At 64.2% G+C, this 21,147-nt stretch carries 19 protein-coding genes and 1 tRNA gene; 12 read left to right on the forward strand and 8 right to left on the reverse strand.

What is annotated here, in order from left to right:
• Positions 1–15: 15 nt before the first annotated feature.
• The 3 genes from gshB to rsmI are packed head-to-tail and all read right to left on the reverse strand — an operon-like array spanning position 16 to position 2,185.
• Positions 16–966 (reverse strand): glutathione synthase, encoded by a 951-nt coding sequence (gene gshB, locus L0963_RS12155; RefSeq protein WP_234179774.1) that lies wholly within the window; start codon positions 964–966, stop codon positions 16–18.
• 11 nt (positions 967–977) lie between these two features.
• Positions 978–1,328, reverse strand: coding sequence for a YraN family protein (locus L0963_RS12160; protein WP_234179776.1), 351 nt, complete (start codon positions 1,326–1,328; stop codon positions 978–980).
• Complete coding sequence (gene rsmI, locus L0963_RS12165) at positions 1,325–2,185, reverse strand: 16S rRNA (cytidine(1402)-2'-O)-methyltransferase (RefSeq protein WP_217372463.1); 861 nt, start codon at positions 2,183–2,185, stop codon at positions 1,325–1,327. The genes L0963_RS12160 and rsmI overlap by 4 nt, the downstream gene beginning before the upstream one ends.
• Positions 2,186–2,195: 10 nt before the next feature.
• On the opposite strand from rsmI, the gene L0963_RS12170 reads away from it, so the two are divergent.
• Together L0963_RS12170 and infC are read left to right on the forward strand one after the other, a co-directional pair.
• A complete protein-coding gene (locus L0963_RS12170) occupies positions 2,196–3,383 on the forward strand; it encodes a penicillin-binding protein activator (RefSeq protein WP_186402550.1) in 1,188 nt (395 codons plus the stop codon).
• Positions 3,384–3,568: 185 nt separating this feature from the next.
• Complete coding sequence (gene infC / locus L0963_RS12175) at positions 3,569–4,105, forward strand: translation initiation factor IF-3 (protein WP_003039450.1); 537 nt, start codon at positions 3,569–3,571, stop codon at positions 4,103–4,105.
• A 10-nt stretch (positions 4,106–4,115) separates the two neighbouring features.
• Here infC and L0963_RS12180 read toward each other — a convergent pair whose 3' ends face one another.
• Positions 4,116–4,811: an NRDE family protein gene (locus L0963_RS12180; protein WP_234179779.1), complete on the reverse strand. Its 696-nt coding sequence runs from the start codon at positions 4,809–4,811 to the stop codon at positions 4,116–4,118.
• Between the two features lie 128 nt (positions 4,812–4,939).
• Between L0963_RS12180 and L0963_RS12185 the strand changes: the two genes are divergently transcribed.
• Positions 4,940–5,377: a hypothetical protein gene (locus tag L0963_RS12185; RefSeq protein ID WP_234179781.1), complete on the forward strand. Its 438-nt coding sequence runs from the start codon at positions 4,940–4,942 to the stop codon at positions 5,375–5,377.
• A gap of 104 nt (positions 5,378–5,481) precedes the next feature.
• Here L0963_RS12185 and L0963_RS12190 read toward each other — a convergent pair whose 3' ends face one another.
• A complete protein-coding gene (locus tag L0963_RS12190; protein WP_217372460.1) occupies positions 5,482–6,987 on the reverse strand; it encodes a S10 family peptidase in 1,506 nt (501 codons plus the stop codon).
• 97 nt (positions 6,988–7,084) lie between these two features.
• Complete coding sequence (gene uvrB, locus L0963_RS12195) at positions 7,085–9,271, reverse strand: excinuclease ABC subunit UvrB (RefSeq protein ID WP_186402549.1); 2,187 nt, start codon at positions 9,269–9,271, stop codon at positions 7,085–7,087.
• Positions 9,272–9,321: 50 nt separating this feature from the next.
• Here uvrB and L0963_RS12200 point away from each other — a divergent pair, with 50 nt between their 5' ends.
• The 9 genes from L0963_RS12200 (at position 9,322) to L0963_RS12240 (ending at position 17,222) form a co-directional block, all read left to right on the forward strand.
• On the forward strand, positions 9,322–9,885 hold the full coding sequence (locus tag L0963_RS12200; RefSeq protein ID WP_186402394.1) for a DUF3617 domain-containing protein: 564 nt from the start codon (positions 9,322–9,324) through the stop codon (positions 9,883–9,885).
• 519 nt (positions 9,886–10,404) lie between these two features.
• Positions 10,405–12,165, forward strand: a complete 1,761-nt coding sequence (locus L0963_RS12205) for a tetratricopeptide repeat protein (RefSeq protein ID WP_234179783.1) — start codon at positions 10,405–10,407, stop codon at positions 12,163–12,165.
• A 222-nt stretch (positions 12,166–12,387) separates the two neighbouring features.
• Positions 12,388–12,624: an acyl carrier protein gene (locus tag L0963_RS12210; protein ID WP_003039428.1), complete on the forward strand. Its 237-nt coding sequence runs from the start codon at positions 12,388–12,390 to the stop codon at positions 12,622–12,624.
• A gap of 169 nt (positions 12,625–12,793) precedes the next feature.
• Complete coding sequence (gene fabF, locus L0963_RS12215) at positions 12,794–14,053, forward strand: beta-ketoacyl-ACP synthase II (protein WP_058811978.1); 1,260 nt, start codon at positions 12,794–12,796, stop codon at positions 14,051–14,053.
• 129 nt (positions 14,054–14,182) lie between these two features.
• Positions 14,183–15,115, forward strand: coding sequence for an endolytic transglycosylase MltG (gene mltG / locus L0963_RS12220; protein WP_234179785.1), 933 nt, complete (start codon positions 14,183–14,185; stop codon positions 15,113–15,115).
• Positions 15,116–15,117: 2 nt separating this feature from the next.
• Complete coding sequence (locus L0963_RS12225) at positions 15,118–15,879, forward strand: alpha/beta fold hydrolase (RefSeq protein ID WP_234179788.1); 762 nt, start codon at positions 15,118–15,120, stop codon at positions 15,877–15,879.
• Positions 15,880–16,109: 230 nt separating this feature from the next.
• Positions 16,110–16,595, forward strand: a complete 486-nt coding sequence (locus tag L0963_RS12230) for a 2'-5' RNA ligase family protein (protein WP_234179792.1) — start codon at positions 16,110–16,112, stop codon at positions 16,593–16,595.
• A gap of 59 nt (positions 16,596–16,654) precedes the next feature.
• Positions 16,655–16,731: transfer RNA gene (locus tag L0963_RS12235), tRNA-Met, on the forward strand.
• Positions 16,732–16,889: 158 nt separating this feature from the next.
• A complete protein-coding gene (locus L0963_RS12240) occupies positions 16,890–17,222 on the forward strand; it encodes a DUF4102 domain-containing protein (RefSeq protein WP_186402386.1) in 333 nt (110 codons plus the stop codon).
• A 2-nt stretch (positions 17,223–17,224) separates the two neighbouring features.
• Here L0963_RS12240 and L0963_RS12245 read toward each other — a convergent pair whose 3' ends face one another.
• Together L0963_RS12245 and L0963_RS12250 are read right to left on the reverse strand one after the other, a co-directional pair.
• Complete coding sequence (locus L0963_RS12245; protein WP_234179793.1) at positions 17,225–19,126, reverse strand: AsmA family protein; 1,902 nt, start codon at positions 19,124–19,126, stop codon at positions 17,225–17,227.
• 165 nt (positions 19,127–19,291) lie between these two features.
• Entirely contained in the window at positions 19,292–21,106 is a 1,815-nt protein-coding gene (locus L0963_RS12250; protein ID WP_234179795.1) for a DUF885 domain-containing protein, read from the reverse strand.
• Positions 21,107–21,147 lie beyond the last annotated feature (41 nt).

The following is a 21,147-nucleotide window of genomic DNA, read 5'->3' on the forward strand; positions in this document are numbered from 1 at the left end:
AAACGCGGTGGCGGCTCAAGCGATCCGGCGTTCTATCGCATCCCAGATCATGCCGGCCGTATCGCTGTTGTTGAAGCGGTCGATCGCGACGATCCCGGTCGGCGAGGTGACGTTGATTTCGGTAAGCCATTCGCCGCCGATCACATCGATGCCGACGAAGATCAGGCCGCGTTCCTTGAGCTGCGGGCCGAGCGCGGCGCAGATTTCCTGCTCGCGCGGCGTCAATTCGGCCGCTTCGGCATAGCCGCCGACGGCAAGGTTCGACCGGAATTCGCCTTCGCCGGGCTTGCGGTTGATCGCGCCGGCCACGTCGCCGTCGACCAGAACGATCCGCTTGTCGCCTTTGGACACGCTGGGCAGGAATTGCTGGACCATGAAGGGTTCGGGCCAGACCTGACCGAAAAGTTCGACCAGCGCGCCCAGATTGCTGCCGTCAGCGTCGATACGGAACACCGCCTTGCCGCCGTTGCCGTGCAGCGGCTTGACGACGACGGCGCCGTGGCGCGCCTGAAAATCCTTCACCGCGTCAAGATCGCGCGTAACCATCGTCGGCGGCATGAATTGCGGGAAATCGAGCACGAAGACCTTTTCGGGCGCGTTACGCACCGAAACCGGATCATTGACCACCAGCGTCTCGCCCCGAATGCGTTCGAGCAACCAGGTGCCGGTAAGATAGCCGAGGTCGAAGGGCGGATCCTGCCGCATCAGCACGACATCGACATCGCGACCAAGGTCGATCGTCACCGGATCGCCGAAGCGGTAATGCGCGCTGGTCTCGCGCTTGACGTCGAGCACGGGGTGCGCCCGTGTCGTCAGCCGTCCGGCCTCCCAGGTCAGCCCGCGCACATCGTAGTGATAGAGGGTGTAGCCGCGTTCGAGCGCTTTCAGCATCAACGCGAAACTGCTGTCACCGCCTATATTGATGCCATCCATCGGGTCCATTTGAACCGCCGCGCGCAGGGTCATTCCGTCTTCCTTCAGGGCTGCCAGACGTGGACCAGATGGCGAGGCAAGCGCCCCGGCGCAAGGAGCATCACGTCGATGCGAATATCATCATCGGGTCGCGCAAAGCGCGCGCTGAGCATTTCTGCGGCTGCCGCGACGCGGCGCAAGCGAAATTCGTCGATCGCCATATCGAGGTCGGCGGCGTGGTCGCGCCATTTCACTTCGACGAAAGCGAGGGGGCGGCCGCGCCGCGCCACCAGATCGACTTCGCCCGCGGGAACGCGCAACCGTTCGCCCAGGATACGCCAGCTATGCAGGCGCAGCCACCAGGCGGCGCGCCGCTCGGCCCGGCGTCCGCGCGCTTCGGCGGCGGCGCGGTTCAAGCGCGATCCCTAAGCGCGAGCGCGCGCGCATAGACGGCGTGACGGTCAAGCCCGAAGCGCTTGGCGACGGCCTTGGCGGCTTTGGCCACCGGCTGCTCGTCCAGCGCATCGCGCAGCGCCGCGTCGATCGCTGCGTCGTCGGCAGCTTCGACGGCCTGCTCCTGGGGCGGGCCGACCATCACGACGATTTCGCCTTTTGGCGGTGCGTCGGCGTAGCGCGCGACGAGATCTTCGAGCGAGCCGGTGACACATTCTTCGTATAATTTGCTGATTTCGCGCGCGACCGCCGCCTCGCGATTGCCGAGGCCGGCGGCGAGCGCGGTCAGGGTCGCGGCGAGACGTGGCCCGCTTTCGTAGAAGACGAGTGTAGCGCGCAAAGCGGCGAATTCGGCGATCGTGTCGGCGCGTGCCTTGGCCTTGTTCGGCAGGAAGCCCGCAAAAAGAAAGCGATCGCTCGGCAGGCCCGACAGGGTGATGGCGGCGATCGCCGCGCAGGGACCGGGCAGGGTGGTGATCGCCCGTCCCGCTGCGCGCGCATCGCGCACCAGCTTGTAGCCGGGATCCGAAATCAGCGGGGTTCCCGCGTCAGACACCAGCACGACGACTTCGTCCGCCATCCGGGCAACCAGCGCCGCACGGGCGCGTTCGTCGCTATGATCGTGATAGGGGGTCATCGGAACACGCAAACCCAGATGTGCGAGCAGCTTTGCCGTGACGCGCGTGTCCTCCGCCGCGATCACGTCGGCGCGCGCAAGCACCGCCGCGGCGCGCGGGGTGATGTCGCCAAGGTTGCCGATGGGCGTCGCGACGATATAGAGACCGGGCAAGGGAGATATAGAGATGGTCGAATCCGGCATGGCGTCAGAGATGGCAGAAACGACGCGCGAGCGCCAAGGGAATGCGTCGCCGCGGCGGCAATTGCTGCGCGGTATCGCGACGCTGGCGCTTGGCGGGCTGCTCGCCGCATGCCAGGTGGTGCCGAAGACCAGCGGTCCGGCGACCCCACCGCCGCCCGACAAGCCCGCCGACAATGTCGGCCCCGGCCTGCCGACCGATACCGACCGCCACCGCGTCGCGCTGCTCGTTCCGCAGACGGGAACCAACGCCGATGTCGGCATGGCGATCGCCAATGCGACGACGATGGCGCTGCTCGATACCAAGGCCGACAAGGTCCGCATCACGACGTATGACACCGCGCTGGGCGCCGCCGCGGCCGCGAAGCAGGCAGTGGCCGACGGCAACAAGCTGATCCTCGGCCCGCTGCTCAGCGAGGATGTGACAGCAGTGGCGCCGATCGCGCGGGCGGCGAAGGTGCCCGTCATCAGCTTTTCGAACGACAGCAGCGTCGCGGGCAACGGCGTCTTCATCATGGGCTTCGTTCCCGGCCAGTCGGTCGAGCGGGTCGTGAGCTTTGCCCGCGCCAAGGGGCAGCAGCGCTTCGGCGCGCTGATTCCAAAGAATCTTTATGGTGAGCGTTCGATGGCGGCGTTCAAGGCGGCGGTCGCCAATGCGGGCGGAACGCTCGTCGCGACCGAAACCTATGACCGCAGCGCCGCGGCGTTGACGGGTGCGGCGCGCCGTCTGGCGAGCGCCGGTGCGATGGACGCGGTGCTGATCGCCGATGTCGGCGGCAATGCGGTGCGCGCGGTTCCGATCATCAAGGGCGCGGGACAGCGCCAGATCCTCGGCACCGAATTGTGGAACACCGATGCCACCTTGGGCGGCAATCCGGCAATGCGCGGTGCGTGGTTCGCCAGCGTTTCAGACGGCCTCTACGGCCAGCTTGCCACCAAATATCGCACACGGTTCGGCAAGGCGCCCTATCGCCTGGCCAGCCTCGGCTATGATTCGGTGCTGCTGACCGTGCGTATCGCACGCGACTGGAAGCCGGGGACCAACTTTCCAGCCGGGCGCCTGATGGCGGCGGACGGGTTCGGCGGCATCGACGGCATCTTCCGCTTCAACGACCGCGGCATCGCGATCCGCGCGCTGGAGGTCAGCGAGGTTGGGGCGGGCGGCTTCCGCGTGATCGACCCCGCACCCGCCAAATGGTAGGGGCCTGATCCAAGGGGCAAGGTGCGTGGCATAGCCGCCACAGTCGGACGAAAACCGCCCGCAAATTGCGCACGGCAACCTTTACGCCGCGCCAATGTTCATTATATGTGCACCGCGCGCGCGGTTGCGCGCCTGCTGCGCATACGAACTGAAACGACACAGGAGATACAGCTATACGCCCGCCCATGACCCGCCGCCCGCTGGCGCCAATGCCGCCGAAGAACGGCCCGCGATACAATGAATTCATCGCCTCGCCCAAGGTCCGTGTGATCGACGAGGAAGGCGAAAATCTGGGCGTAATGCTGACTGCTGAAGCGATCGAACAGGCGGCCGAAGTCGGCCTCGATCTGGTCGAAGTATCCCCCAACGCCGATCCGCCGGTGTGCAAGTTCCTGGATGTGGGCAAGTATAAATACGAAGCCCAGAAGAAGGCCAATGCGGCCCGCAAGACGCAGAAGACCCAGGAAATCAAAGAGATCAAGATGCGTCCGAACATCGACGATCATGATTTCGAAGTGAAGATGAAGAAGGTCTTCGACTTCCTCGAGGAAGGCGACAAGGTCAAGATGACCATGCGCTTCCGCGGCCGCGAAATGAGCCATACGCAGCTCGGCCTCAACGTGCTGCAGCGCGTGGCGGAGATGACGGCAGAGATCGCCAAGGTCGAGGCGCATCCGCGCACCGAAGGGCGTCAGATGCTGATGGTGCTCGCGCCTAAATAGGATTTGCGGCTCAGCCGATACGAAAATCGAGGGCGGTCGTTCCACCGGAGCGGCCGCCCGCTTCGTATCGGCGCTCGACCATGCGGGCATCGCCGCTCGCGCCGATCATGACCAGCGTCGAGGCGCGCGTGCCATAGACCTCGCCGCGCAGGAACAGCGCCGGGCCTCCTTCGGCGGTCAGCGTATCGAGCAACCCTTCGGGATCGGCGCCGGCCTCGACCGTGGCGGCCAGTGCAGCGCGCAGCCGTTCGGCGCGCGGGCAAGAGTGGTCGACGGGTTCGTTGGCGAGGGCATGAACGCCGTCCGCCAGCGCCGCTATCAGCGGCTGCGGCCGGTTGGTGAGCAGGCGGGCACGTCCATCGGCGGCGAACAGATTGAAGGCATTGAACCGGTCGAGATCGGCTTCGGACGGATCGGTGAAACGCCCATCGCCGCGCAACATGTCGACCACCAGCGCGCCGCGCGATTCCTTCGCCAGATCGGGCATCGCGCCGCGGACATTGGTCACCACGACGACGCGTCCGCTCGGTCGATGCACGCCGAGCCACGTCCCGCCGGCTTGCAGGTCGCGCCCAGCAACGATGCCGCTGCCATCGTCCCATTCGGCGAGCGCCGCCGCCGGCCGGGCGTGAAACTCGTCACGGTTGCCGATCAGGATCAGCGGCCAGTCGGGATGGACGCGGCGGGCAAGGGCGACGACACACATGCGCTGCCTATCGGAGAGCGCGACGGATTTGCCAAGCGTTCATGGTGTGTTGCGCGCGTAAATCACCAATTGTGCAGCGCGCGAATGGATGATAGTCTGCCCCCATCTTTCTGGAGGGGGAGATCAACATGAATGTAGCCGTCAAAACGCCGTGGCACCTGTGGGTTGTCGGGGCCGTGTCGCTCGTCTGGAACGCTTTCGGCGCGATGGACTATGTGATGACCAAGATACAGAATCCCGATTATCTGGCCGCTTTCACGCCCGAGCAGCAGGCGTGGTTCACAGGCTTTCCCGTCTGGGCGAACGCCGGATGGGCGCTCGGCGTTTGGGGATCGGTGCTCGGATCGCTTCTGCTGCTCGTTCGCAGCCGCCATGCGGTCACGGCGTTCCTGGTATCGCTCGTCGGGCTCGCCGTCAGCTGTATCTACCAGTTCGGCATGCATTATGGCGACCTGATGCGGATGTTCGGGACCTTCCCGATGATCTTCACTGCGGTTATCTGGGTCATCCTGATCGCGCTGTTCGTCTATGCGCGCAAACAGGCGGCAGCCGGGGTGCTGCGCTAGATGGCGCGGATAAGCCGATAAAGCGTCGCCCCCGCGAAGGCGGGGGCCGTTTTTGGCCTTGCCTTCGCGGTGCGACGCTATCGATTCGTCGCGTCCCGTCCTGCCTACCGCGCGCGAATGAACGCGCGGATGTCCGACGACAATTTGTGGCGATCCTCGTCGCGAATATACATCATGTGTCCGGCGTCATAATATTTATATTCGATCCGGTCCTGCGGGATGCCGGTGCGCGACAGCGAATATTCGGCGGCGAAAAAGGGCGTCGCGAAATCATAATAGCCCTGACCGACAAAGACTCGCAGTCCGCTGTTTTCGCGCAGCGCCTGCCCGATATAGGGCGCGACGTTGAGATAGGCATTGGTGTCGCGGCCTCCGATGCGCCAGTCCCACTGGCCGCCGATGCCGCTGATCGATTGATATTCGCGGTCGGTCTTGAACCCCAGCGTATCGCGCGCCCAGCTGTTGATCGCGGCGGTGTAGCCCGCGTCGATGCCATAGAAGCTGGGATCATTGTCAGGCTCTTCGCCCGCATTGTCATAGTCCTTGCCCGTGTAGCGGCTGTCGAGCCGGCCGACGGTCAGGCCGCGGTCGCGCAGCAGTTCCTTGTAGAAGCGGCCGGGCGTGACGCGCAGATCCGCCTGTTCGAGATAGGTTTCGGACAGGCCGGTGAAGCGGGCAAGCTCGCGGCGGATCGCGGCGCGTTCCTCGCCCTGCAGCTTCTGTCCCTTGAGCAGCGCCGCGGCATAGGGGCCGATCGCCCACCGCCGCGCCTCTTCTGCGAATTGTTCGACCGACGGCGCGCTCGCCTTGCCGTGATAGAGGGCGGTCGTCGCCATCGACGGAAGGTTGGTGATGTAGCTGAGTTCATTGCCCGGCGTATCGGACCCGGCCGCGAAATCGAGCACGGTCGAGATGAGGATGATGCCGTTGAGGCCGACATCGTTGAAGGTGACATTCATCAACTGGTTCGCGACCGCCGCCGAGCGCGTGGTGCCATAGCTTTCCCCGCCCAGGAATTTGGGGCTGTTCCAGCGGCCATTGTCGTTGAGCCAGCGGCGGATGACTTCGGCGACGGCCTTCGCGTCCTGCGTCACGCCGTAATAATCCTTGGGATCGGCCTTGCCTATCAGGTGCGAGAAGCCGGTGCCCGGCGGATCGATGAACACGATGTCGGTCACGTCGAGCAGCGAATCGGGATTGTCGACGATGGGGTAGGGCGGGGCGCCGTCATCCTTGGCATCGCTGGGGATCGCGACGCGCTTCGGCCCGAACGCACCCATCATCAACCAGACGGTGCCCGACCCGGGCCCGCCGTTGAACAGAAAAGTCACGGGGCGGCCCGGATCGCGCGGCTCCTTGATATAGGAGGTGGTGACGATCGTCGCTTCGGGCACGCCATCCTTGTTCTTGAGGATCGTCTCGCCGATCGTCGCGGCATAGCCGATCTTCTGTCCGCCGAACGTGCCCGAAAGGCGCGTCGTGTGCACCTGCGGCACGATGTCCTCGGCCTTTTCCGGCTTGGCTTTTTCGGCCGGCGCGTCCTGCGCGGCAAGCGTGGCAGGAACCGCAGCGGCAAGCGCCAGCGCGATCAGCGACAGACCCGTTTTCATAGATATTCTCCCCGTTTGCGGAGCGGACGCTAGGCCGCGCGTAAGGGGGAGACAAGGCTACTTGTCGGTTACAATCGGGCTTTGGTCGAAGGGGGCGTTAACGCCCCCACTTCGTCTTGCTCTGCTTCCCGAAGCGCCCCTTGCGCGTACCCGGCTTGCCCTCGTTCGAGCGGCCGACGCGCGGGGCGACCTGTTCGTCCGCGGGCAGGCCGAGTTCGTCGGCTTCGAGGCGGCGGATTTCGTCGCGCAGGCGACCGGCTTCCTCGAATTCCAGGTCGGCGGCGGCGTCGCGCATCTTCTTTTCCAGCTCCTGGATATAGGCGCGGAGGTTGTGGCCGACCATGTGCTGCGGCTTGTCGTCGCCGAGGTCGATGGTGACCTGATCCTTCGACGCGACATGCGCGATGATGTCGCCGATGTTGCGCTTGATCGTCGTCGGCGTGATGCCGTGTTCTTCGTTATACGCCTGTTGCTTGGCGCGGCGGCGGTCGGTTTCGCGCAGCGCGCGTTCCATGCTGCCGGTGATGCGGTCGGCATAGAGGATGACGCGGCCATCGACGTTGCGCGCGGCGCGGCCGATCGTCTGAACGAGGCTGGTTTCGCTGCGCAGGAACCCCTCCTTGTCGGCGTCGAGGATCGCGACGAGCCCGCATTCGGGAATGTCGAGGCCTTCGCGCAAGAGGTTGATGCCGACGAGCACGTCGAACACGCCGAGCCTGAGGTCGCGAATGATCTCGATGCGCTCGAGCGTTTCGACGTCGCTGTGCATGTAGCGGACCTTCAGTCCCGCTTCGTGGAGGAACTCGGTCAGATCCTCGGCCATGCGCTTGGTGAGCGTGGTGACGAGGGTGCGATAGCCCGCCGCGGCAGTTTTCTTCGCCTCGGCGATCAGATCGTCGACCTGCTCCTCGACCGGCTTGATCTCGACCGGCGGATCGATCAGCCCGGTCGGGCGGATAACCTGCTCGGCGAAAACGCCCTGGGTGCGGTCCATTTCCCACGTCCCCGGGGTTGCCGACACGCTGACCGTCTGGGGCCGCATCATGTCCCATTCGGCGAAGCGCAAGGGCCGGTTGTCGATGCAGGACGGCAGCCGAAAGCCATATTCGGCGAGAGTGATCTTGCGGCGATGGTCGCCCTTCGACATTGCGCCGATCTGCGGAATCGTCTGGTGGCTTTCATCGACGAACAGCAAGGCATTGTCGGGGAGATATTCGAACAAGGTCGGCGGCGGCTCGCCCGGCAGGCGGCCGGTCAGGAAACGGCTGTAATTTTCGATCCCTGCACAGCTTCCGGTCGCGGCTATCATTTCGAGGTCGAAATTTGTCCGCTGTTCGAGCCGCTGCGCTTCGAGCAGCCGGCCCTCGGTTTCGAGTTCCTTCAGCCGCTCGGCGAGTTCGTGGCGGATCGCTTCGGTCGCCTGCTTCAGCGTCGGACCGGGTGTTACATAGTGGCTGTTGGCATAGACGCGCACATAGTTGAGGCTGGCGATCTTCTTGCCGGTCAGCGGATCGAATTCGGTGATCTCCTCGATCTCGTCACCGAAGAAGCTGACACGCCACGCCATGTCCTCATAGTGCGACGGGAAAATTTCGAGGCTATCGCCGCGGACGCGGAAATTGCCGCGCGCAAACGCCTGGTCGTTGCGCTTGTACTGGAGCGCGACGAGCTTGCGGATAATCTCTCCGCTGTCGACGACCTGCCCCTTCTTCAAATCGAAGATCATCGCCGAATAGGTCTCGACCGATCCGATGCCGTAAAGGCAAGACACCGAGGCGACGATGATCACGTCGTCGCGTTCGAGCAGCGCGCGCGTCGCCGAGTGGCGCATGCGGTCGATCGCCTCGTTTACGCTGCTTTCCTTCTCGATATAGGTGTCGGACCGCGGCACATAGGCCTCGGGCTGGTAATAGTCGTAATAGCTGACGAAATATTCGACCGCATTGTTCGGAAAGAAGCTCTTGAACTCGCCGTAGAGCTGCGCCGCGAGAATCTTGTTGGGGGCGAGGATCAGCGCCGGGCGCTGCAATTCCTCGATCACCTTCGCCATGGTGAAGGTCTTGCCCGATCCCGTGACGCCGAGCAGCACTTGATCGCGCTCGCCCTCCCTGGCGGTATCGACCAGCTCGCGGATCGCGGTCGGCTGATCGCCCGCCGGGGAGTAGTCGCTGACCAGTTCGAACCGCTTGCCGCCCTCCACCTTGTCGGGGCGGGCAGGACGGTGCGGCACATAGTTCTGCGCCGTGTCGATTTCGTCGAGCGAGGTGCGAATCTGAATTGCCATCGCTGCCAATATGGTGAGGATGCCGCGCATCGGCAACGGCGGGAGTCTGGATGATGTTCAAGCGCAATATTCTGTTGGTGACGGGCGCGCTGCTCGGGCTGTCCGCATGCGACAGCGGCAAGGGCGTGTCGGCCAAGAATGAATCGGTCGAATCGGTGCAGAACAAGGTCGCCGATGCCGTCGCTTCGGGCGAGTTCATGAAGCCTGGCCAATGGGCCGGCACGGTGAAGATCACCGACATGACGATGCCCGGAATGGAAAAACTGCCGCCGCAGATGCAGGAGCAGATGAAGGCGCGGCTGGCACAGGGACACAGTTTCGAAAATTGCCTGACCCCCGAGGACGCGCGCGATCCGAAGGCGCGGATGGCGGAAAATTCGGGCGGCAAATGCACCTATGATCATTTCGAGATGGCGCATGGCGTGATCGACGCGAAGATGAGCTGCACCAGCGAAGCCGGTCCGCGCACGATGACGATGAAGGGCACCTACAGCGGCGACAGCTATGAGATGGAAATGGCGAGTACGGGGCAGGGCGAAGGGCCTGCGGGCATGTCGATGAAGATGCAAATGTCGGCCAAACGAACCGGCGCCTGCAAGGCCGGCGAAGTCTGACGTGACGAGCGCAGACTCCGGCCGACGGCCCCATCTGGATCGCACTGGCGTGACGCTTGGGAGCGACCATTCTGCAGAATAGGGTAAGTGCGGACTTGCCGGGCGAGGTGCAGGTGGGGCTACAATCCCGCCCGGCGAAGTCACTTGTTCATGAGGCCTCGGGATATACCGGAGTGCGCCAGGGACCAGCTCGCGCGCTTCGATCCTGAAACCTCAATTGCCCGGCAGGCAAAGCCCGAACCGGGCCGTGACCGCGCAAGCGCGCATCACGACAATCGAACGATCTCATGGCGACGGGGAAGATGACAGTAACATGGGGTCACATTGCGGCATGTCGCCCAAAATTAGGATTTCCTTAATCTTTTCGTCCTGTTCTTTCACCTCTCCGAGGCGGGTTAAACCCGGCGAAATATGGCCAATCCGGGCTGTTACCGTTACATTGAAACAAATATGACTGGCCGCATTCATCGATTTGCGTATCTAGCGGACAGACCCCGCCAGAGGGTATAAGAGGGTTGCATGGACCGCGCGAAAGCGAACAAGACACTCGAGGCCGGCGAAACCGACCAGATCATCGCCGAGGAGTTCGAGAGGCTCCGCGAGTCCCAGTTGTTCCTGCGCTCGCCGGTCTTGTCACGCCTGCTGCAATATCTGGTCGAACACCGGCTTCGCGGCGGCCGCAGCGCCCCCAAGGCCTATGCGATCGCGACCGAGGCGCTGGGACGTAACGCCGATTTCGACCCGGCGGTCGACAGCTATCCACGCGTGATGGTGGGCCGCCTGCGCAATCTGCTCGACCGTTATTATGCTGAAACGCCGTGGGTTCATCGCCTGCGCGTGCCGCAGGGCAGCTACGAGATCGTGGTGCAGCACCGCACCGCACCGCCGGCACGTAGCGCCGCTGTAACCCCTGGTGTCGGCGAAGAGGCGGTGGCTGCGGAGGCGGGCGGGGCCGGTGTGACGTCAATGCGTCATCCCGGCGTTGGAGCGCCATCGTCGCGGGCGCGCTGGTGGACGGTGCTGGTCATTGTCGCGGTTGCCATGCTGGCGGGCGGTTGGTGGCTTGCCGGCAACTGGCAGCGGATGTTCGCGCCTTCGGCGGTGCCGCCGCCGCTGCTTGAGATTGCGCTTCCGCAATCGGGGAGCACTCCCGTTTCGCGCGCGCTGGCCCGCGCGCTCGACGGCCGGCTGCGCGACGGCTTGCGCCGTTTCGACCTCATCGATCTGCGCAGTGCAGCGTCGGCGGGCAAGCCCGATACAGCTCAGCGCCCCGATTATCGCCTCGATGTTTCGCTCGTCCGCACGCTCGCGGGGCCGGCCGATGTCACTCTGGTCCTCAACCGCGTTTCCGATCAGCGTACCATCTGGTCGCAGCAATTTCACCTGACCCAGGATCAGATGCCTGGATTCGAGGCGATCGACCCTGCGATTGCCCAGATTGCTGGCGATTATGGCGTGATCGTTCGCGATCAGTTGGCGCGGCAGCCGGAGAATTTTGCGCCCGGCTATCCGTGCCTGGCGCAGTTCAACCGGCTGCGGCAGTTGCGCAACAAGGACACCGCGAAGAAGGTCGATGCTTGCCTGCGCGCGACGATCTTTCGCGATCCGCGCAACGCCGCGGCGCTGTCCGCGCTGTCGCTCGTCCGCTTCGGGGATTGGCAGCCGCTGCGCGGCAAACCGGCGGGCGACAAGGCCTATGCCGAAGCCGTCTCGCTCGCACAGCGGGCCTATGACAGCGGCGCCGAAACCGCGGCGGCGACCTTCGCGATGGCGCGCGCACAATATTATGGCGGCAATTGCCGCGGCGGCGTTGGCATTGGCGATGCCGCGGTACGGCTCAACCCCTATGACGCCGACACGGCCGGATTCCAGGGAGTGTTCAAGATTGCCTGCGACCAGCCCTTAGAGGGCATTGCGCTGCTCGAACGGTCGCTGGCGCTCGACGCGTCGGCGCCAGGCGTCCCGGCGGTCACGCTCGCCTTCGTCTATTCGCAGCAGGGGCGGCAGGACGACGCGCTGGCTGTCCTCGATCATATGCCATCGCCCAGCACCATGGAGCCGCAATATGCGATGGTCCGGGCCATCGTTTTTGCGCGGCAGGGAAAGGTCGATGAAGCGCGCGGCCTGTGGCGGCATCTGCTCGATTATACGCGCCAGCCGCAGGATGCGCCACCCGAAAAGGTGCTGCGCCAGTTCATGATAAATCCCGAAGTGATCCGGCGTGCGTCGCAGGCTCTGCGGGAATCGGGGGTGGTGGCACCGCAGCCGGTCGCGCGATGAACGGTGCGCCTGGCGCTTGAAGGCCGCGGTGCCGTTTCCTATTTATGCGGTGGTTGCCCAAGGGACGAAAGGGGGAGGCGCCTGCACCCGCCGCGCGGCAGGAAAGGGCGGGTTGATGCGAGCTTCGGCGCCCACAACGCGCCAGCCCTCTTGCCAGCCCCGCCGACGGACACTAGGGCAAATCCCAACATTCACGAGACAGTCAGAAAAAAGGAACTGTGCATGAGCGATTCGGCCGAAAAGGTTAAAAAGATCGTCGTCGAACATCTGGGCGTCGAAGCCGACAAGGTCACCGAAGAAGCGAGCTTCATCGACGATCTGGGCGCCGACAGCCTCGACATCGTCGAACTGGTGATGGCGTTCGAAGAAGAATTCGGTGTCGAAATTCCCGATGACGCGGCGGAAAAGATCGCCACCGTCAAGGACGCGATCGACTACATCGAAGCGAACAAGGGCTAAAGCGGTCCGGTCCGGCACAGCCGGACGCGGCGGCGACGCTGCCCACGCGTTTCCGGCTTCCCGGTCCCGAGCGCTCGCGCGCAGTGGCCGGGAAGCTTTTTTTATGGGCATGCCCCGACAAGAATGATGCCGGGTTCCGCAAGGGCCGGAACCGACGAAAGGAAAGTCTATGCGCCGGGTTGTGGTGACGGGTTTGGGATTGGTGACGCCGCTGGGCGGAGACGTCGAAACCAGTTGGGCCAATCTGCTTGCCGGGAAGTCGGGCGCGGGAACGATCACCCGCTTCGACGCCTCCGACCAGAAATGCACGATCGCGTGCGAGGTCAAGCCGGCCGACCATGAATATGGCTTCGACGCCAACAAGCGCGTCGACCACAAGGTGCAGCGGCAGGTCGATCCCTTCATCATCTATGGCATCGACGCCGCCGGACAGGCGCTCGAAGATGCCGGGCTGACCGAGATGGACGATGAGACAAAGCTGCGCGCCGGCTGCTCTATCGGGTCGGGCATCGGCGGCCTGCCGGGGATCGAGAGCGAAAGCCTGCTGCTCGCCGAAAAGGGGCCGGGCCGTGTCAGCCCGCACTTCGTCCACGGCCGCCTCATCAACCTGATTTCGGGTCAGGTCAGCATCAAATACGGCCTGATGGGGCCGAACCATGCGGTCGTCACCGCCTGCTCGACGGGCGCCCATTCGATCGGCGACGCGGCGCGGATGATCAAGGATGGCGATGCCGACATCATGCTCGCCGGCGGATCGGAATCGACCATCTGTCCGATAGGCATTGCAGGCTTTGCACAGGCGCGCGCGCTCAACATGAGCTACAACGACCGCCCCGAACAGGCGAGCCGCCCCTATGACAAGGATCGCGACGGCTTCGTCATGGGCGAAGGCGCCGGCGTCGTCGTGCTCGAGGAATATGAACATGCCAAGGCGCGCGGCGCCAAGATCTACGCCGAAGTCGTCGGCTATGGCCTTTCGGGCGACGCCTATCATGTCACCGCGCCGCACCCCGACGGTTTCGGCGCCTATCGGTCGATGGAAATGGCGCTGAAGAAGGCGGGAATGACGCCCGCCGACATCGATTATATCAACGCCCATGGCACGTCGACGATGGCCGACACGATCGAACTCGGCGCGGTGAAGCGCCTGTTCGGCGACGCGATCGGCGATGTATCGATGAGCTCGACAAAATCGGCGATTGGCCATCTGCTCGGCGGTGCCGGCGCGGTCGAGACGATCTTCTGCATCCTCGCGATCCGCGACCAGATCGTGCCGCCCACGCTGAACCTCGACAATCCCGACGAGGGGACCGAGGGCGTCGACCTGGTGCCGCACAAGGCGAAGAAGCGCGCGGTGAAGGCCGCGCTCAACAATAGCTTCGGTTTCGGCGGCACCAATGCGAGCGTGATCGTCAAGGCACTCGACTAACCCATGTCGTCATGCTGAACTTGTTTCAGCATCCATGACCCGCACTCTCCTTTGGCGCTGCGTCGATGGATGAGGCAGGCCGTGGACCCTGAAACAAGTTCAGGGTGACGAAAGAAGTGAGGTTGGAATTTGGCTCGGATAATCCTCACATTCTTTCTCGCGCTGCTGCTTGCGGCCTGCTCCGGCGGCGCGCCGCGCGATACCGTGGTCGTTATTCCGCCCGGTGCCAGCATCGCCAAAGCGGGCGAAATATTGGAAAAGGCGGGCGCAACCTCGGCCTCCGGCTTTCGCAACCGCGCGCGCCTCTTCGGTTCCGACGCTCCGATCAAGCCCGGTGAATATGAGGTGAAGAAGGGCATGGGCGCCGGCGACATCCTGCGGATGATGCAGGAAGGCCGAACCGTCCAGCGATTCGTGACCGTCCCCGAAGGCATGCCGTCGATCATGGTGTGGGAGCGGCTGATGGCCGAGCCGCGCCTGACGGGAACGGTCGCGGTGCCCGCCGAGGGCAGCGTGCTGCCCGACACCTATGCCTTCACCACCGGCGAGAGCCGTGCAGCCGTGGTTGCGCGGATGCAGGCGGCGATGACCAAGACCTTCGACGCGCTCTGGGCCAAGCGGAGCCCGCGCACCGCGGCAAAGGACCGCAACGAAGCGATCACGCTGGCGTCGATCGTCGAAAAGGAAACCGGGGTTGCGGCGGAGCGCCGCACGGTCGCCGGCGTCTATACCAATCGCCTCGCCATCGGGATGCGTCTGCAGGCCGATCCGACGATCATCTATCCGATCACCAAGGGCAAGCCGCTCGGCCGCCGCATCCTGCGCTCCGAAATCCAGGCGGTGAACGGTTATAATACCTACGCCATGGCCGGGCTTCCCGAGGGGCCGATCGCCAATCCCGGCAAGGCGTCGATCGCCGCAGTGCTTGACCCCGAGCCCAATGAGTATCTCTATTTCGTCGCGAAGGGCGATGGTGGCCACATCTTTGCGCGCACCTTGTCCGAGCATAATGCCAATGTGCAGAAATGGTATGAACTGCGCCGCGACAGGGGGGAGATGTAGCGATGACCGGGGGGATGACCGCAAAGCTTTTCCTGCACGGCGTTCCCGACAGTCCGGCGATCTGGAGTCCGCTGCTGGATGCTCTGGCGCTGGGTGATATACCGGTTGCCGTTCCCGCGCTTCCCGGCTTCACCGGGCCGCTTACCGCCGGTTTCGCTGCGACGAAGGAGGCCTATGCCGATTGGGCGACCGGCGAGGCCGCGGCGCTTGCGGCCCAGCATGGTCCCATCGATATCGTCGGTCACGACTGGGGGGCGCTGATCGCGCAGCGCGTCGCGATGCTGCGCCCCGACCTGATCCGGAGCTGGGCGGTTTCCAATGCGGTGATCGATCCCGACTATCGCGGTCACCGGGTCGCGCGCATCTGGAACACGCCGCTGCTGGGCGAAGCTTTCATGGCGATCAGTCGTCCCGGCGCGCTTGCCCGCGGACTAATCGATCAGGGCGTTCCAGCCGATATCGCGCAGGAAGAAGCGGCGCAATGGGCGCTCAAGGACAAAAGGCGCGCGATCCTGACACTCTATCGCTCGGCGCATGGGCTCAGCTTCGCGCACGACTGGGCGCTCGACCTGGGCCGCCTGCCGCGCGCGGGGATGCTCGTCTGGGGGGCGGGCGACCCCTATGTCGAGCTTTCGGTGGCACAGCGGTTCGCGGCGAATTGGGCGATGCCGCTGACGATCATAGCGGATGCGGGACATTGGGCGATCGCCCAGCGGCCGCACGCGGTTGCGGCGGCGCTTCACGATTTCTGGAACAGCCTGTAAGCGCCCGCGATTTTTCCTGATCGTTTCGGGCGATCATTCTGAACCAATTAATCGATTGGATGCCGGGCGCGCTTGGGCGCAGAGGCTGCTGCAGCGAGAAAGGGCGTCCCATGGACGACAGCGAACTCCCCTCCCGAGCTCACCGTCCATCCCATCTCGCAAGCGGCGGCGCGGACACCCCCCCTCCCGCTCGCGTCGCTGGCGCCGCGCCCATCGTCATCACTGGAACGATGGGCGCGGCCGATCAGCGCTACTTCGATGCGCTGCGCCGCGCGCATTTCCCGCCCGAACGCAATTACCTCTCGGCGCATATCACGCTTTTCCATCATCTGCCGCCGTCGCTGCTCGAGGAACTTGCGGCTCTGTTCCGCGCCATCGCCGCTGATACGCCGCCGCCGCGCGCCGTCGTGTCGGCCGTCTATTCGCTCGGGCGCGGGGTTGCGTTTCGGATCGACAGCCCGGACCTGATCGCGATCCGGGCGCGCATTGCCGATCGCTTTGCGGCACTGTTGACGCCGCAGGATCAGGCGACGCCGCGTCTGCATGTCACGGTGCAGAACAAGGTTTCTCCGGCCGAGGCGCGCGCCTTGCTTGCCGACCTCGCGCGCAACTTTCGTCCGCGGCCGGTCGAAATCACCGGAATCGCGGCCTATCACTACCGCGGAGGCCCGTGGGAGGCGGCATTCGCAAGGAATTTTCGCGGGCCGCGCGCATGATATTGACCGGACGCATGGTGCATCCTATAGGCGCCGCTCGCCCACGGGCGGTCTTTCGGGGCGGAGTAGCTCAGCAGGTTAGAGCAGCGGAATCATAATCCGCGTGTCGGGGGTTCGAGTCCCTCCTCCGCTACCAAGTCCGAATCATCTTCAAACATAGCATTTCCGGCAGTTTTCTGCCATTCGTCGAAGTGCTGCCAATGGCGACACATCTTCGTCCAGAAGCGAGTTGCCTGGGCAAATCACCTCGGATTTGAACCTGCTTGGACACATCTTTTCCGAGAATTCTTGCGAATGTTCCATGGCCTCGATTCCTTCGAGGTCATCATGGACAAACCCGTGAAACTGACTTCCGCTCATATCGAGCGGCTCAAGGGGGGCGCGCTAGCCGACCGGGAAGTCCCGAGCCTGTCTGTCGTTGTCGCTGCACATGAAAGAAAGCAGCGGCGCTTCAAGCGCCTTGGGGCCGGAACGAAGAAAACCGTCGAACTGATCTTGGGAGCTCACCCGGCATTTTCAATCGACGAAGCTCGCGAATGGGCCGCGTCGCTCAGCAGGGTCAAAATGGTCTGGCTCCTTCGCCGTCTTGGTACGCCGTTGGGTTGCGTTCCGAACCCGGAGTCCTGACCCTAGCGTAGCGCCTCGGCGGCAAGTGCGCGGCAGTTGACCGTTCCGGGTTTGGGAAGCGTCGCGTCGCGCTGCGGGTCCTTATGCAGACCGAGCGCCGCGCCGATCGACCGCGTCACAGCCCCGAACACCCCGCCGCCCGATTTCTTACCGGGCGGCGCGAAACCGATGGTGGGCTGCGAGAGCGTTCCCTCGACCTTCACCGGATCGACGAGCTTGAGATCCGGCTTTTCGCTCCCCGCGCCATTCATGGCCAGCGCGATGCGTTCGCCATCAAGATTTATCTGGCCGCGACCGCGCGCCCGGGCGATGGTGGTGTCGATGACCAGCGGGGCGGGCGTCAGCAGCCCGTCCTTGGCCGAGAAGGCGAGGATCGCGCACCGGATCGGTGTCATTGCCTCGTCGTCGCCTAGTTTCTGTCCGATCGCTCCGCCAAGATCCTGCGCCATCACATAAGCCGCAGCGCGGTTCATCGCGCCGCCACTGGCAACGAACGCGATCTTCCCGTTCCCCGAAGCGAAGGCCTGGCGGACGGTGTCGCCGCGTCCCGAAATCCGAACCAGCCCGCGCACGGGGCCGCGGATCATGTCTGGCTGACCGATAAAATCGTCGAAGCTGGCTCCGTCGATACGCAATTCGGTCGTCAGCAGGGGAACCTTGCCGCGGGAATCGACCCTTACCCGGCCGCTCATAGTGCCGCGCCCAAGCTGTGCGACGGCCTTGTCGAGCGTCAATATCCGATGGTCGAGCGACAGCTGGCCCTTGAGGCTTTTGAACACCGACCCGCCCTTCACGAGCAACTGATGGATCGTGATGCGGATGACACCGTCGGTCGGCCCCATTTTCGCAAGATTGATCCGCGTGTCGGGAAAGATGCGCGGGCCGATGCGCGCTTCCTGCGCGCGTGCTGCCGCAAGTCCGGCGTCGTCGGCCAGATCGTCGAAGTCCAGCCGGGGCGCATCGATGCTGGCGTCGATCCTGGTGCGACCGTCGCGCTTCAGTATCTTCGCGGTGGCGGCAATCGTCGAACGACCGATGCGCCCGTCGAGCTTGTCGATAAACCAGTCGGTCCCGTCGCGGCGCACCGCGCCGTCAAGGTCGATCGCCTGGGTACCGAACAGCCCCGCCTCGATAATATAGTCGAGTTGCTTGAGGCTGGTACCGCGCGCCGCCATCCGCATGGTCATATGCGCGGTGTCGAGGGGGGCGGCCATCGTGCCCGACGCGCGTAGCCGGAGCAGGTCCGACGTCAGTTCGGCGGAAAAGGGCCAGCGGCCATCGGCGTCTGGGGTCCAACGCGCCGCCGCGCCAAGCTTCGCGGCGGCACCGTTGAATTGCCCTTCGGCGGCGATTGCGAGACCTTTGGCGTCCTTGGCTTCGATCGTTCCGGCGATATCAAGGCGGCGCTTGGCATCCTTCAGCGTAAAGCGGCCCTCATTTATCCGAACGGTGCCGATGGCAGGCGGCGGCGAACTGTCCGAACCGCCGGGCCGAGGGCCACCCCAATTGCTCCGCCCTTCGGCATCGCGCACCAGCGCCAGCGACAGCCCGTCGATATCGATCGAGCGCGGCGCAATCGTCCCGGTCAGAAGCTTAAGGATGGGCAGACGGATGCGCAGGCGTCCTATCGTCGCCATGTCGCCGCGTCCCGCCCAGGCGGGCTGCCCGATGCGGACGCTGCGGGCTTCGATCTCGGGGGAGAAGGAGAAAACATCCTTTCTCTCCAGCGCCCCGATATGAACGGGCGCGCCGAATTTTTCGCTCAGGCGCGCCTCGGCCGTCCCGCGCAGCATTCCCACCGGAAAGGTCGCGAGCAGCAAAGCGGCGAGAAGAACCACTCCCGCGGCGACGACAAGGGCCACGCGCGCTTTGCGCGACAGGTGCGGCAGGGCGGGGCGGTTCACGCGGTTCGCTCGCAAGCGCGAACGGTCGGGGAGGTTATCGAAAACATGCGTCTTCGATATGCGGGAGCGAGCGCAAGGTTCCTTGCGCGCCATTGATGGTCGTTCGCGGGCGCCGGCGCCGTTCCCCACGCGCCGCGGTGAGGCGAGGCGCGCGGGGAGGTGCGACTATTGCTTGTGCGCGGCGATGTAGCGCTCGACCTGTTCTTCCAGGATGTCGAGCGGCAGCGCGCCTTCGCTTAGAACGGCCTCGTGAAAGTCGCGAATGTCGAAACGCGGGCCGAGTTCGGTTTCGGCGCGTTTGCGAAGTTCGGCGATCTTGAGCTGGCCGACCATGTAGCTCGTCGCCTGGCCCGGCCAGTTGAAATAGCGATCGACTTCGCGCGCAATGTCGGTGTCCGATACCGAGCTGTTGGCCTTGAAATAGGCGATGGCCTGTTCGCGCGTCCAGCGCTTCGAATGGATGCCGGTGTCCAGAACCAGCCGGATCGCGCGCCACACCTGAAGCGACAACATGCCGAAGCGGTCATAAGGCGTCTTGTAAACGCCCATCTCGTCCGCAAGCCGCTCCGAATAGAGGCCCCAGCCTTCCATATAGGCGCCATAACCGCCGAATTTCCGGAATTTGGGTATGCCGGTCAGCTCTTGCTGGCGCGCGATCTGGAAATGATGGCCAGGTGCCCCTTCATGCGCGGCGATCCCGGCGACCTGCACCTTCTGCGTCTGGTTCATGTCGACAAGATTGACATAATAGATGCCAGGCCGCGTCCCGTCCGCCGACGGCGGGTTGTAGAAGGCGGTCGACGCCGTGCCCTCACGCCATTTCTCGACCGCCCGCACTTCGAGCGGCGCCTTGGGCAGAACGCGGAAATAGCGCGGTGCGGCCTCCATTACCGAGGAGATGACGGCGCGCGCGTCGGCCAGATAGGTTTCGCGGCCCGCATTGGTATTCGGATATTTGAACTTGGGGTCGGTGCGGATGCTGTCGAAAAATTCGGCGAGGGTGCCCTTGAAGCCGACCTCGCGCATCACGGCTTCCATTTCTTTGTGGATAGCCGCGACTTGTGCGAGGCCAAGTGCGTGAATCTCGTCCGCGGTAAGATTTGTCGTCGTCGAGCTCTTGAGGCGGTCCGCATAATAGGCCGCGCCATCGGGAAGGTGCCAGGCACCGAAATTGCCTGTCGATTTGGGTTCGATCTCGTCGATCGCGGCGATCAATGTCTCATAGCCATGCTTGAAGGGGCCGGTGAGGGCCGCGCTGGCATCCGCGAGCAGTTTTTCCTTCGTCGCCACCGGCGCATCGAGCGCGCTGACTTTTTTGCGGAAGTCGGCCATCAGCGTTGAATCGCCGCCGCCGTCGAACGGGGCACCGGCAAGGATTTTGAGTGCATCAGCGCGGGCGGGAGCGAAATTGACCTTGTTGGGGATGATCCCCGCTGCCGCCTGGTCGCGCATTCGCGCCGCGACTTCGCGCATGACGCGGTCGGTGTCGCGCAGTCGTGCGATATAGGCTTCGGCGTCTGCCACGCTGTCGATCTTGTGATTGTTGATCAGCAGAACGGGGATGTCGCCCGCGGGGCTGCCATTGGTCGACACGGGAAAACGCAGTTTGCGGAAGCGAAGCGATTCGCGGCCGCGCTCGACTTCATACTCGAACAGTCGATAGCTCACCCGCGCGCTTTCGCCGAGCTGGTCGGGCTTGAAATGGGCGTGCATGGCTTTGAGCTGCGTTTCGGCCAGCGCCTGCTCCCGCAATGCCGCCGCATCGCTATAGTCATCGAGCCGGTCGTAGTTGGTTTTGAGGCCAAGCTGCGTTTGCGATTCCGGGCTGAGCGCCAGGCGCGCGTCGAAAGCCTGATCGAGAAATTGCAACAGCGCGGCATCCTGCGCTCGGGTCTGTGACGCGGTTTGCGCAAATGCCGGGGCGTTGGCGGCGATCGGGACGACGGGCAGCAGCATCAGGGCAACGGCAAGGCGCATCATATTCTCCTTTTGAACGAAGGACCTTGTTGCCCAAGGTCCGA

The sequence above is a fragment of the Sphingopyxis sp. NFH-91 genome, from assembly GCF_021401285.1.
Lineage (GTDB): Bacteria > Pseudomonadota > Alphaproteobacteria > Sphingomonadales > Sphingomonadaceae > Sphingopyxis > Sphingopyxis terrae_A.